Annotated in this window: 9 protein-coding genes and 1 pseudogene; 3 read left to right on the top strand and 7 right to left on the bottom strand. The window is 45.1% G+C overall.

Translation table 11 applies throughout. The annotated features are described in order from the left end of the window. The 7 genes and pseudogenes from WJQ40_RS08805 to WJQ40_RS08775 form a co-directional block, all read right to left on the bottom strand. Window positions 1-610 (bottom strand): annotated as a pseudogene (locus WJQ40_RS08805) (phosphate ABC transporter permease subunit PstC); the annotation flags it as partial. Between the two features lie 15 nt (window positions 611-625). Continuing rightward, window positions 626-1,558, bottom strand: a complete 933-nt coding sequence (locus WJQ40_RS08800; protein ID WP_337539393.1) for a phosphate ABC transporter substrate-binding protein — start codon at window positions 1,556-1,558, stop codon at window positions 626-628. A gap of 207 nt (window positions 1,559-1,765) precedes the next feature. Next, complete coding sequence (gene mfd / locus WJQ40_RS08795; RefSeq protein ID WP_337539390.1) at window positions 1,766-5,290, bottom strand: transcription-repair coupling factor; 3,525 nt, start codon at window positions 5,288-5,290, stop codon at window positions 1,766-1,768. Between the two features lie 16 nt (window positions 5,291-5,306). Then, the gene (gene pth / locus WJQ40_RS08790) at window positions 5,307-5,888 is read right to left on the bottom strand and encodes an aminoacyl-tRNA hydrolase (protein ID WP_262573846.1); all 582 of its coding nucleotides are present in this window, start codon (window positions 5,886-5,888) and stop codon (window positions 5,307-5,309) included. Between the two features lie 275 nt (window positions 5,889-6,163). Next, window positions 6,164-6,439: a septation regulator SpoVG gene (gene spoVG, locus WJQ40_RS08785; RefSeq protein WP_118799412.1), complete on the bottom strand. Its 276-nt coding sequence runs from the start codon at window positions 6,437-6,439 to the stop codon at window positions 6,164-6,166. Window positions 6,440-6,492: 53 nt separating this feature from the next. After that, entirely contained in the window at window positions 6,493-7,614 is a 1,122-nt protein-coding gene (gene glgD / locus WJQ40_RS08780; protein ID WP_262573859.1) for a glucose-1-phosphate adenylyltransferase subunit GlgD, read from the bottom strand. Beyond that, window positions 7,611-8,888: a glucose-1-phosphate adenylyltransferase gene (locus WJQ40_RS08775; protein WP_262573861.1), complete on the bottom strand. Its 1,278-nt coding sequence runs from the start codon at window positions 8,886-8,888 to the stop codon at window positions 7,611-7,613. Before WJQ40_RS08775 ends, glgD begins: the two co-directional genes overlap by 4 nt. A 326-nt stretch (window positions 8,889-9,214) precedes the next feature. Between WJQ40_RS08775 and murC the strand changes: the two genes are divergently transcribed. The 3 genes from murC to WJQ40_RS08760 all read left to right on the top strand — a co-directional run bounded on the left by murC (window position 9,215) and on the right by WJQ40_RS08760 (window position 12,938). Then, on the top strand, window positions 9,215-10,591 hold the full coding sequence (murC, locus tag WJQ40_RS08770) for a UDP-N-acetylmuramate--L-alanine ligase (protein WP_262573862.1): 1,377 nt from the start codon (window positions 9,215-9,217) through the stop codon (window positions 10,589-10,591). 276 nt (window positions 10,592-10,867) lie between these two features. Further along, window positions 10,868-11,953 carry a DnaD domain protein gene (locus WJQ40_RS08765; RefSeq protein WP_337539385.1) on the top strand — a complete coding sequence of 362 codons (1,086 nt, stop codon included), beginning with the start codon at window positions 10,868-10,870 and terminating at the stop codon, window positions 11,951-11,953. Between the two features lie 13 nt (window positions 11,954-11,966). Beyond that, on the top strand, window positions 11,967-12,938 hold the full coding sequence (locus WJQ40_RS08760; RefSeq protein ID WP_337539382.1) for an ATP-binding protein: 972 nt from the start codon (window positions 11,967-11,969) through the stop codon (window positions 12,936-12,938). Window positions 12,939-12,942 lie beyond the last annotated feature (4 nt).

Genomic DNA, 12,942 nt, shown 5'->3' with positions numbered 1-12,942 from the left:
GGGAGAGGAACCGAAGGGCATGTATTGAACTGTCCGCAAAAAATGACCGACTGATGTTGATCACCGTAGGCAGGATCATAATGGCAAGTACGATCACGGCCGACAGCAGATTCGCTCCACCCGTAAACTGATGAGTATCTGATCCTTTAAATATGGCAAGCTCCAGTTTGTACATAAGAGGGTTCAGGATCATCAGTCCAAGAAGTCCGTATACTACCGAAGGGATGCCGGCAAGAAGCTCTACTGCAGGCTTCACGAGAGCTGCCAGCTTCCTCGGTGCTGTTTCTGCCAGAAATACCGCTGTCAGGATTCCGATCGGAACGCCAAGGAGTACCGCAAGTGCTGTTCCTATAATAGATGTCAGGATAACATACAGGATACCAAAAGATGGATTTTCTGCCGTTGGCTTCCATGCTGTTCCAAAAAGGATTTCCCTGATACCTACCTGAAACAGGGCTGGTGTTCCGTTTATCACCATATATACCGTAATGGAAATAACCGCCAATATGGCAAGAAATGCGCACAGGGTAAATATAACCTGTGCGATTTCCTCCACTGCGGACTTATTCTTTCGGTTTCCCAAGATGGAAAAAGTCTGCTGCTTGTTCAAGATGATTACCTCTCTTTAGTCTACGGTGATCAGACCTACACCGGAAATTACCTGCTTTCCTTCATCGGATGCCAGATATTTGAAAAGCTCCTGTACAGCTTCACTCTGCTCACTGATCTCACCCTTGGTAGCCATTACGAAAGGTCTGCTCAGGAAATAATTTCCAGCCTTGATATTCTCTGCAGTTGCTTCAACATCATCAAGTGCAAAAGCCTTTACTGTATCATCAAGTGCATCCAGTGATACATATCCGATTGCTCCAGGAGTAGCTGCCACCTTAGCGATCACTGCACCTGTGCTGTCCAGTTCACTTGCATAAGCGCAGGCATCTTCCAGCTCAAGAAGCTCTTCAAAGGCTCCTCTTGTACCGGATCCTGCTTCACGTCCGATCACTACAATAGGTGCATCTTCACCGCCAAGTTCACTCCAGCTCTTAACCTCTCCCTTATAAACGCTGATCAGCTGATCCTTTGTCAGACCTGAAACAGTGTTTGCAGGATCTGTTACTACTGCAATACCATCAATTGCTACGATATTTTCTACAGCGCCAGCTTCCTTCTCTTCATCCTTTAATGCTCTGGAGGAATTACCGATATCAACGCTTCCTGCAGTTACTGCTTCAATACCTGCGGAAGATCCTGTGAACTCTGCTGTTACAGTAACGCCAGGATACTTTGCCATAAAGCTCTCTGCTACTGCATTGGCAAGCTTCTCCATAGATGTGGATCCTGCCATGGAAATAGTTCCGGAAAGATCTGCTGATGCTTCAGCCGGAGCCTGTGTCTCCTCTGCAGACGAATCTGCTGTCTCTGTTGTCTCTGCTGTTTCTTCTGTTTCTGCTCCGGTTGTATCAGCTGCTGTTGTATCAGCCGCTGCGCTTCCGCAGGCTGCAAGACCAAACACCATTGCTGCTGCACATGTCAGTGCAAGAATCTTCTTCATTTTCATTTTTTCATTTCTCCTCTTATTGTTATTCATCTGCAGACATTTCAAAAGCTCTGTGCTTTTCTTGTCTGTGCTTTGTATATTAGCATGAGAAAGTATAAGAAAATATCATAGAGAGGTAAGGATTATGTAAGATTTGTGTAAAAGACAAAATGTGCGCCACAAAAGCGCACATTTCAAATTATTCCATATATTTATCCTGCAGGATCTCTATCGCAGAAGAACCTCTTCCATGACGTTAAGAAGCTCTTCTGTTTCCTGCAGCAGGGATCTGGCATCCTTCTCTGCCACACCAGATCTCTGATAATGATACACAAAGGTTGTCAGCTTGATATTGAAGGAAAGCTTTTCCACCTTTCCAAGAAGCTCCGGGATCCGCTCCGCATGGATCCTGGCATCCGCCTTGATCAGAAGCTTTATTTCACCGTTCTTTCCCTTCAGCTCGGTAATGTACAGTCTGTGTGCCTGAGACCTGATCAGAGCGATACGCAGCAGATTGTGCACCGGTACCGGGATCTCCCCGAAACGATCCAGCAGTTCTTCCTTCATATCATCGCACTCACTCTGGCTCTCAATCCCGGCAATCCTTTTATAAATATCCAGTTTCTGTACTTCGTTAAGGATATAGGACGGAGGAATATAAGCATCCACATCCAGGTCTACTGTGGTATTGAAATCCTCCGCCACACTGTCCCCTTTAAGCGTTTTCACCGCCTCATTCAGCATCTTGCAATACAGGTCATAGCCGACCGCCTGCATATGCCCGGACTGCTTCACCCCAAGCAGATTGCCGGCACCTCTGATCTCAAGATCCCTCATGGCAATCTTGAAGCCACTTCCAAGCTCGGTAAATTCCTTGATCGCCGCAAGACGTTTTTCGGCGATCTCCTTCAGCATCTTATCTCTTTTATACATCAGAAAGGCATAAGCCGTCCGGCTGCTCCTGCCGACTCTTCCCCTGAGCTGGTAAAGCTGGGACAGTCCCATATTATCCGAATCATGGATGATCATGGTGTTGACATTGGGGATATCCAGTCCGGTTTCAATGATCGTTGTGGATACCAGTACGTCAATATCTCCATTGATGAAATCATACATGATCTTTTCCAGCTCCCGTTCCTGCATCTGCCCATGGGCAAAGGCTACATCAGCCTCCGGTACAAGACTCTGGATCTGTGCTGCAACATCTGCAATGTTATTGACTCTGTTATATACATAATAAACCTGTCCGTTCCGGGAAAGCTCCCTGACGATGGCTTCCCTCACCATTTCTTCGTTATATTCCATAACATAGGTCTGAATTGGCAGTCTGTCATTCGGAGCCTCCTCCAGGACGCTCATATCCCGGATTCCGATCAGACTCATATGGAGGGTTCTCGGAATCGGTGTCGCCGTCAGCGTCAGCACATCCACCTGTTCCTTCATCTTCTTGATCTTCTCCTTGTGCCCAACCCCAAAGCGCTGCTCCTCATCTACGATCAGAAGTCCAAGATCCTTGAATACCACATCGGAAGACAGTACTCTGTGGGTGCCGATCACGATATCCACCAGTCCCTTCCGGAGATCCTCTATTGTTTTCTTCTGCTCACTGCTGCTCCGGAATCTGGAAAGCAGATCGACCCGCACCGGAAAGTCCTTCATACGCTGTACAAAGGTATTGTAATGCTGCTGGGCAAGGATCGTAGTCGGCACCAGATATACGACCTGTTTTCCCTCCTGAACAGCCTTAAACGCTGCCCGGATGGCAATTTCCGTCTTCCCATAGCCCACATCACCACAGATCAGACGGTCCATGATCTTTTTGCTTTCCATGTCCTTCTTGGTGGCTTCAATGGCAGAAAGCTGATCCTCAGTTTCTTCATAAGGAAACAGCTCCTCGAATTCCCGCTGCCAGACAGTATCCTTTCCATAGGAATAGCCTTCACTCTGCTGTCTGATGGCATACAGCTCAACCAGATCCTTTGCCACCTCGTTAACTGCCGCCTTTGTCTTATTCTTTACCTTAACCCACTCTGCCGTCCCAAGCTTATTGAGCTTTGGCACCTTTGCATCTGCAGAGGCATATTTCTGGATCACATCAAGACCTGTCGCGAGAACATACAGGATACCGCCATCCCTGTAGGAGATCTTGATATAGTCCTTGACTACCTTTTCCACCTCTACCTTTTCAATACCCTGATAAATACCAAGCCCATGATTTTCATGGACAACATAATCTCCGACAGACAGTTCGGAAAAGTCGTTGATCTTCCTTCCTTCATACTGCTTTTTCTTCTTTTTTTTCTTCTTTTCAGCACCAAAGATATCACTCTCAGAAATGACCGCAAACTTCAGCAGCGGATATTCAAAGCCCCGGAATACTCTTCCATAGAAGGTCATGATCTCCCCTGCCTTTATCTCCCTGTCCGGATCCTCGGTATAAAATGTTGTCAGTCCATCTTCTGACAGATCAGCCGCAAGTCGTTTCGCCCTTGTTCTGGAACCGGAAAGCAACAGCACACGATAACCGTTTTTCTTATATCTCTGCAGATCTGATACCAGTGCTTCAAAGCTGTTATTATAGGAAGAGATACTCTTGGCAGAAATATCTGCTTTCCAGTCAGGCTTCAGCAGTCCGCCCTTCAGGTCAAGTGCAGCCAGGGATGCCAGACGGAATGCGGACATCCTGGCTGTTACCTCAGCTACGGAATACAGAAAGTCTGCCTGTCCCGGAAGAATATAGCCCTTTTCCAGACGGTGGCTCATGCTCTCCCTGAATTCGAGTTCTACTGCTGACGCATGCTCCCTGATCCTCGCCGGTTCATCCAAAAAAACAATACTGTTCTCCACGTCCAGACAGTTCAGGAAAGATACCGTATCCTCATAAAAATATCTGACATATCCATCCAGATTGGCCAGGCTCTTATAAGCAAATACCTCTTCCTTCAGCGTATTCATCTGCTCTTCCACCCGGTGGGCTTCTTCCGTTTTAAATTCCTTCCGGAGTTTTTCTGAGAACTTTTTGCTTTCCTTCTCAATCTGCTCCATGCCCTTTTTCAGTTGTTCCTCTGTAAGGATCAGCTCACAGGCCGGATAGATCGTTATGGAAGAAAGCTTCTCAATAGACCTCTGGCTCTGCACATCAAAGCTGCGGATGGATTCCACATCATCTCCCCACAACTCGATCCGGTACGGGTTTTCCTCTGTCAGATCGAAAATATCAATGATCCCGCCACGAATGCTGAACTGCCCCGGTGCTTCCACCTGATAGACATTCTCATAGCCAAGCTTCACGAGCTCCTCTACCATCTTTTTTTCATCCAGAGAGCCATTACAGCTTACCGTGATCACATTATCCCTGAAAACAGAAAGTGGAATCTGCGGTGCAAGAAGACTCCCAAAGGTCGTCACCACAGTAAAGGGTCTTCCCTCCATCATCCTGCGGAAACACCGGATCCTCTCCTTGGTAAGCTGATTTCCATGGATATCTGCCTGATAAAAGATCACATCCCTGGCTGGAAAGCAGGTCGTATTTCTGTCATAAAAGCGGTAGTCCTCCTGCAGCTCCTTCATCCTTTGGTCGCTGAAGGTCACGATCAGCCTGCACCGAAGTCCTTCCGAAAGGCCATATGCCATATGAAGCTTCTGGGACTCCACACAGCCTGTCAGAGCTGCATATTTCCCCGGCTTTTTTAATAGTTTCCTTATTTCTTCAAATTCCGAAAGCTCATATAACGGAGCTGTCAGTGCCCTCATATGATTCCTGTTCCTTTCAGTCCTTCTGGTTTTTCTTCGAGTTATACAGATTCATTGCCTTATCAATATCTTCTGCAAGGATCGTTTCAATGGCTTTTACTGCTGTCTTTCTGCTCTCTGCCATGATCTTTTCCTCTTCCTTCGAAAAATGTCCAAGCACATAATCCGCCAGATCATAGCCTGCAGGCTTTTCCCCGACACCCATTTTGATTCTGGCAAAGTTTTCATGTCCAAGCTGTGCAATGATATTCTTCAGTCCATTATGTCCACCTGCACTGCCCTTCTTCCGGATCCTGATCTGTCCTACATCCAGACTGATATCATCTGCAATGACGATCAGTTCTGTAGTCTCATCGATCTTGTAGAAGCGTACTGCCTCTGCAATACTCTCCCCACTGAGGTTCATATAGGTCAGTGGCTTTAACAGAAGCACCTTTTCAGAACCGATCATGCCCTTTCCGGTCAGTCCTTTAAACTTGTTTTCCAATACCCTTATATTATATTTCTCTGCCAGCTCATCAATAACCTGCCAGCCAATATTATGCCGCGTTCCTTCGTATTTTGTCCCTGGATTCCCCAGTCCTGCGATGAGATACATTTTTCTTTTCCTCTTCTTTCTGAAGCCTGCGAAGCGCGGAACAATCCGCAGGCATCAAAGTCAGGAGTCTTTAACCCCGACCTCATATACATGATAAAACAAGGCCATATTTATCATATGTCCCTGTACCGCCTTCAATATAACATATCTTCTGCCCTTTTTGCAACCGGCATCCAGCATCCAGCACACCGGCAAAATAGCACAAAAAAGCTGCCACCGCATAAAGGCAGTGACAGCTTTCATTGTAACTGGTATCAGGTTTTTCAGGTCTCTGCCTAAGCCTCTTCGTCCGGTTCCTGCAGCGCCTGTTCATAACGATCCAGAATGATCTTCTGGATATTTTCTCTTGTTGAGGAATTAATAGGATGTGCGATATCCCGGTACTCTCCATCTGTCGATTTCTTACTCGGCATGGCAATGAAGCAGCCCTTTTCTCCCTCTATCACTTTAATGTCATGGATTACGAATTCATCATCGATCGTAATGGATACGATCGCTTTCATCTTACCCTCCTTCGCAACCTTTCTGATCCTTACATCTGTAATCTGCATAGCATTCCTCTCCCCTGTTTCGTTTATTTATTCTGCATCAATGCTGCTGTGGCTTAGATCACATACCTGTCACTGCGTTCAATAACAACCTTGATCTTTCCCTCTTCCCCTGCATGATAGGAATTGGCTCTGATCGTGCCGTGGCTTTCTACAATACAGTTTTCAATATGCGTATTATCCCCAATGTACACATCGTTGAGAATAATAGAGTTCTTGATATAACAGTTGTTTCCGATATAAGCCTTTTTGAAGATTACGGAATTCTCTACAGTACCATTAACGATACAGCCGCTGGAAACCAGACTATTCTTCACACTGACTCCTACATTGTATTTGGCAGGCGGAAGGTCATCCACCTTGGAATAGATATCCGGATACTGTCTGAAGAAATAATCCCGAATTTCCGGTTTTAAGAAATCCATATTGGTATTGAAATAATCATCAATACTTGCAATATTGCTCCAGTATTCCTGCATCTTGTATCCATAGATCCGCTTCATGTTCTTATAACGGATCAGAATATCCTTAACCAAATCATATCTTTCTTCTTCTGCACATTTCTCCAGCATCTCGATCAGCTGTCTTCTTCTGACAACATAGATACCACAGGAAATCGTGTTGGACTTGGCAACTACCGGTTTCTCTTCAAACTCCTCGATCCGGCTTTCCTCATTCATCTTCAGGATGCCAAAACGATCTACATTCTCACTTGCCGGCATGTCCTTACATACCACTGTAATATCTGCCTTCTTTGCAATGTGATACTCCAGCACTTTATTGTAATCCAGCTTGTAGACACAGTCACCGGAAGCAATTACCACATAAGGCTCATGGCAGTTCTTCAGGAAAGAAAGATTCTGTGCAATAGCATCTGCTGTTCCTCTGTACCAGGCATTGCTTTCTGCTGTCACAGACGGAGTCATCACATACAGTCCCCCCTGCTTTCTGCCAAAATCCCACCACTTGGAAGAGCTGAGATGCTCATTCAGACTTCTGGCATTGTACTGGGTCAGTACAGCTACCTTCTGGATATGGGAGTTCGTCATATTGCTCAGTGCAAAATCAATGCTACGATAGCTTCCTGCCACAGGCATGGCGCACACTGCTCTTTTGGTAGAAAGTTCCTTCATACGATAGCTGCTGCCACCTGCTAAAATAATACCGATCGCTCTCACTTTTCATCACCCGCCTTAATAATTAGTGTTTTACCGCTTGCAAGGCAGTTATCCGGATAATCTTCAGCAGTAGTGGTTCCGAATACACAGGTATTCTTACCAACAGTGATGCCATCCGGTATCACGCTCTTTTCACCAACAGTTGCAATGCTGTGGTTATAGATATGCGGATCTGTTTCATTTTCCACTTCTTCACCGATACCCAGCTTCACATTGTTTCCGATGATGGCCTTCTCTGCAACGATGGCCTTGTTCAGTTCACAGCCATCCCCGATCACAGTTCCGTTCATAATAATGGAATCCCTTACCACCGTATCCTTACCAATGGTTACCCCACAACCAATCACGGAGTTGTAAACCTGTCCGCTGATCTCACTTCCCTCACCGATAATACTTCTCTCTACCAGACTGGTCTCTGCGAAATACTGTGGAGGAAGAATCTCACTCTTGGTATAGATCTTCCAGTACTCTTCATAAAGATTAAATTCCGGAACGATATCGATCAGTTCCATATTGGCTTCCCAGTAAGAATTCAGCGTTCCTACATCCTTCCAGTAGCCATTAAATTCAAAAGCATAAAGTGGTGATCCCTTGCCGTGGCAATACGGAATGATATGCTTACCAAAATCAAGTCCCGGCTGATCTGCATTGGCAAGAAGGGCTTCCTTCAATGTCTTCCAGTTGAATATGTAAATACCCATGGATGCCAGGTTGCTTCTCGGATTGGCAGGCTTCTCTTCAAAGTCTGTAATCTTCTTATCCTCATCTGTGATCATAATACCAAAGCGCTTCGCTTCTTCCATCGGAACCGGCATGACTGCAATGGTACACTCTGCTCCCTTTTCCTTATGGAAATCCAGCATCACTTCATAATCCATCTTATAAATATGATCTCCTGACAGGATCAGGATATAATCGGGATTAAAGCTCTCCATGTAATCAATGTTCTGATAGATCGCATTTGCGGTACCTGTATACCACTCACTGTTTGTCACCTTCTCATAAGGCGGCAGGACACTGACTCCACCAATATTCCTGTCCAGATCCCACGGAATACCAATGCCAATATGCGTATTCAGCCGGAGGGGCTGATACTGTGTCAGCACACCCACTGTATCTACACCGGAGTTAATACAGTTGCTGAGCGGGAAGTCAATGATACGGTACTTTCCCCCAAAAGATACCGCAGGTTTGGCCACTTTTGAAGTGAGCACACCAAGTCTGCTTCCCTGACCGCCCGCTAATAACATGGCAATCATTTCCTTTTTAATCATGTTGTCACCTCTTACCAGTATTTTTTGTGAATATTTTGTTCTTAATAATCGGTAGACCGTTACAGTTTCCAATCATCAAGTTTACGAATAGTATATCATATAACCATTTGAATGTGAATATTTTTTACAAAAATTTTGCTCATTTTACATGCTTTTATGTAAATATCTTACAATTCTCTACTATTTAAATTTACACTTTCGAATCGTGTTTACAACATTTTGTGTTATGCAAAAGAAGCAGACCATACATTTTGTTCAAAATGCTATTGGTTTTTTTGTATAGGATGTTTATAATATCAGTATAATTATCTTTGGAGGTTATTTCCATGTATCAGATCGATTTTCACCACCCCATTCATATATATTTTATCGGAATCGGCGGCATCAGCATGAGCGGTCTTGCAGAGATCCTGTTAGATGAAGGCTTTACCGTATCCGGCTCTGACATGCGCCCCTCTCCCCTGACTGAGCTTCTCGAAAAAAGAGGTGCCCATATCTACTATGGCCAGCGGCGCGAAAATCTGTCGGGTGACCTGGATCTTGTTGTTTATACCAGCGCCATCCATCCGGATAATCCGGAAATGCAGGCAGCTGCAGCGCTTTCTCTTCCTCTTCTCACAAGAGCAGAGCTCCTTGGTCAAATGATGAAGAATTATAAGCTCCCCATTGCCATCAGCGGCACCCACGGCAAAACCACAACCACTTCCATGATTTCTGAGATCCTGCTCCATGCAGAGCTCGATCCAACCCTTTCCATCGGCGGTATCCTGAAGACTATCGGCGGCAATATCAGGATCGGTCATTCTGAGTACTTTGTAACAGAGGCCTGCGAATATACCAACAGCTTCCTGAGTTTTTATCCAAAGATCGGTCTGATCCTTAATATCGAAGCAGACCATCTGGATTTCTTTAAGGATCTTGCAGATATCCGTTCTTCATTCCACCGTTTTGCCCTGCTCCTTCCTTCGGACGGTGCACTGATCATAAATGGCAGTATTTCTGATCTTTCTGAGATCACAGCGGACGTAGCCTGTCCCATTATCACCTTTGGTATGGATCCTTCCTTTACCTACAGTGCCACCGATATCACTTATGACGAAAAGGGCTGTGCCTCCTTTACTTTACTGAGGGAAGGAGCTCCTGACGGACATTTTACCCTGTCTGTCCCCGGAGAACACAATATTCTGAATGCTCTTGCAGCAATTGCACTCGCAGACCTCCTTTCTGTGGATCCATCTGTTACTGCAGCGTCCCTGTCCGATTTTCATGGTACTGACAGACGGTTTGAGTATAAGGGCCGTATCAATGGTATTACTATAATAGATGATTATGCACATCATCCCACAGAAATTACTGCGACTTTGAAAGCTGCTGCAAATTATCCCCATAAGGATCTGTACTGTGTATTCCAGCCACATACATTTTCGCGTACCAAGACATTTATGAAGGATTTTGCAAAGGCTCTGTCCCATGCCGATTATGTGATCCTTGCGGATATTTATCCGGCCAGGGAAACTGATAATCTCGGGATCAGTTCTGAAACACTTCAGAAAGAGCTTGAGGCTCTTGGCAAAACCTGTTATTATTTCCCGGATTTTTCTTCTATCGAAAAATTTATTTTGGAAAAATGTAAGCCGGGTGACCTGTTGATAACTATGGGAGCCGGAGATGTTGTTAAAATCGGAGAAAATCTTCTGAAATAATTTTTTATCCACGATATCCACATTCAGGAAGCTGCAAAGGCCTCTTTCGTATGTGGATATTTATTTTTATGGTGGGAGCAGATTTTACCTGTTTTTTACAATAGTTTTTCTTCTCCTCCGGTAAACTATCCACATTATCCACATTGTCCACAAAGTCCAGAAACCCTTGTAAATACTGGGTTTTCCGGAAAAATTGAGGTTTGCATTTCTTTTTTCATATGCTATAATCATTTTGCTTTGAAATGAAAATGTAAACAGCAGAGAGCAGGGATCAACGTGAGTCGTTTTACTATTTACCAGGACAACTATGCCGATACCACCATTGTGTCCAATTTATTTATTGATGAATATATGAAGGATGCCAATGATGCGCAGATTAAGATCTATTTATATCTTCTGCGTATGATGAGTGCGCATAAGGCTACCAGCGTGTCCGATATTGCGGACAAGTTTAATCACACTGAAAAGGATGTGATGCGGGCACTGAAGTACTGGGAAAAGAATAATCTTCTCGCACTGGAATATAACGAGGACAGAACCCTGTGCGGCATCCGTCTGCTGGATGTAACCAGCCGCAGCGAAAACGATGTTCTTCCCCTGACCAAAATCGTCAGCATGCCTGTTACTGTCTCGAAGAAGGACATAGCAGGCAGAAGTATCACAGAAGAGCCCGCTGTCCGGACAGCTGCTGAAACGGCTGATCCTTTTGCAAAGCCCTCCTACTCTCTGGATGAGCTGAAGGAATTTAAGAATAACGAGGAAACCTCCCAGATCATCTTTGTTGCCGAACAGTATATCGGCAGACCACTGACTGCCCCCGAAATGAAAACCATTCTTTTCTTTTCAGACAGACTGCATTTCTCTGTTGATCTGATCGACTATCTGATCCAGTACTGTGTGGAAAAGGGCAAGAGGGATTTCCGTTACATAGAAAAGGTGGCCATCAGCTGGGCACAGGAGGGTATTTCTACTCCTGCACAGGCCGCCAGATATGCTGCCAAATACGACAAGAACGTATATGATATCATGAAGGCTCTTGGCAAATCCTCTATCCCGACCAAGGCAGAAGCTGATTATGCCATGAAATGGGTCAGAGAGTATGGCTTTACTTCCGATATCATCATGGAAGCCTGTGAAAGAACTGTCCTTGCTACTGACAAGCACCGCTTCGAATATGCTGACAGTATTTTGAAAAGCTGGCATGAAAACCACGTAAAGCACAAGGCAGATATCCGTACCATGGATGAAGCCCATTCCCGGAAGCCGGCAGCCAAAACCGCTCCCAGGAACGGACAGTTCAACCAGTTCATGCACACTGATTATGACTTTGATACTCTGGAAAAAGAGATCTTAAGTAACTAAAAGGAGCGTACCCGTGGCACTTACCAATTCCCAGTATGAAACCATTATGAAGCTCTATGAAGCCAGGCAGACGAATAGCCGCCATCTTCTCGAAGAGCGGACAGCTTACGTCATGAAACACATCCCTGGCTACAATGAAGTCAGAAATGAGATCGCCTCTGTTTCTGTCAGACAGGGAAAACAGCTTCTTCTCGGGAACAAAGATGCCATAGAGGATCTGAAAACGGAGCTTGCACGGCTGCGCAGGAAGCAGGATGCACTCCTTACAGATGCCGGTCTTCCCACTGATTACCTTGCTCCGGTCTATAAATGTCCCGCCTGTAAGGATACCGGATATATCGATGGCAGGAAATGCCATTGTTTTCTGCAGGCGCAGATCGATCTCCTGTACGAACAGTCCGGGATCCGCAAAATGCTGGAGAATGAGAATTTTTCTACCCTGTCCTATGAATACTATCAGGGAGAGGATCTGACAAGATTCAAAAATACTGTCCTCACCTGCAGAAACTTTATCAATAATTTTAATTCAGACTACCACAATCTCTTTTTTTATGGTACAGTTGGTACGGGCAAATCCTTTCTCTCAGGCTGTATTGCCAAAGAGCTGATTGAAAGTGGTCATTCTGTGATCTACTTCAGTGCTACTGGACTTTTCGATACCCTGTCCAAATATAAATTTGACTATAGAAACAGTGATGACCTCCGAAGTTCCTATGGAGATCTGTTCGAAAGTGATCTGCTGATCATTGATGATCTTGGCACAGAATTTACCAACAACCTGATTGCCTCTGAGCTTTTTTCACTGATCAATGACAGACACCTGCGTAAAAAAGCTACTATTATATCCACTAATCTTTCACTGGAGGATTTCCGGAACCGATATTCTGACAGGATCTTTTCCAGAATCACCAGCAACTACGAAATCTGTAAGATAACCGGACCTGATATCCGGATGTATAAAAAAAGACTTCAGAACAGAAAGTGAGGAC

The sequence above is a fragment of the Suilimivivens sp. genome (assembly GCF_037359455.1).
GTDB lineage: Bacteria > Bacillota > Clostridia > Lachnospirales > Lachnospiraceae > Suilimivivens > Suilimivivens aceti.
The sequence above is the reverse complement of the archived record's forward strand: the minus strand, read 5'-3'. Positions and strand labels throughout refer to the sequence as shown.

Excerpts from the sequence above, each read along its gene's own strand:
- murC (WP_262573862.1), top strand. The coding sequence starts at position 9,215 with ATGTATCAGATCGATTTTCACCACCCCATTCATATATATTTTATCGGA.
- WJQ40_RS08775 (WP_262573861.1), bottom strand. The coding sequence starts at position 8,888 with ATGATTAAAAAGGAAATGATTGCCATGTTATTAGCGGGCGGTCAGGGA.
- spoVG (WP_118799412.1), bottom strand. The coding sequence starts at position 6,439 with ATGCAGATTACAGATGTAAGGATCAGAAAGGTTGCGAAGGAGGGTAAG.
- WJQ40_RS08800 (WP_337539393.1), bottom strand. The coding sequence starts at position 1,558 with ATGAAAATGAAGAAGATTCTTGCACTGACATGTGCAGCAGCAATGGTG.
- mfd (WP_337539390.1), bottom strand. The coding sequence starts at position 5,290 with ATGAGGGCACTGACAGCTCCGTTATATGAGCTTTCGGAATTTGAAGAA.
- pth (WP_262573846.1), bottom strand. The coding sequence starts at position 5,888 with ATGTATCTCATCGCAGGACTGGGGAATCCAGGGACAAAATACGAAGGA.